The sequence below is a fragment of the Sphingobium sp. BHU LFT2 genome (assembly GCF_018604485.1).
Taxonomy (GTDB): domain Bacteria; phylum Pseudomonadota; class Alphaproteobacteria; order Sphingomonadales; family Sphingomonadaceae; genus Sphingobium; species Sphingobium yanoikuyae_A.
Genome location: NZ_JAFCGW010000099.1, coordinates 1 through 420 on the forward strand (window position 1 = coordinate 1; position 420 = coordinate 420).

Consider the following 420-nt stretch of genomic DNA (forward strand, 5'->3'; position numbering starts at 1 on the left):
GCCGGTGCTGCGCTTCGGCTTCAACAATGATCTGGGTTTCACCAACACCGTCAATACGATGCAGGGCTTCACCAGCTACAAGCTGGTGCTGGAAGGCGATGGCTATCGCTTCGACGGCAAGACGCTGCCGTTCGACACGGTGACGAAGAGCTACAAGGTCAAGCAGGCGGACGGTACGCTGAAGAGCGTCAGCTTCGAACAGAAGAGCACGGTCCATGGCCCGGTCCTCACCCTGCCTGACGGCAAGACGACGGTTGCGCTCAAGGTCGCCGGCCTCGACCGGCCCGGCGTGCTGGAGCAATATCTGGAGATGGGCAAGGCGCGCGACTGGGGCGCGTTCGAAAAGGCGCTGCGCAAGATGCAGGTGGTGATGTTCAACATCATCTATGCCGACCGCGCCGGCCATATCCTCTATCTCGA

Annotated in this window: 1 protein-coding gene; it reads left to right on the forward strand. The window is 61.0% G+C overall.

Features of this window, described 5'->3' with window-relative positions:
- Nucleotides 1-420 (forward strand): penicillin acylase family protein (locus JQK15_RS26655; protein WP_214869690.1); only part of this gene is annotated, 420 nt, incomplete at both ends.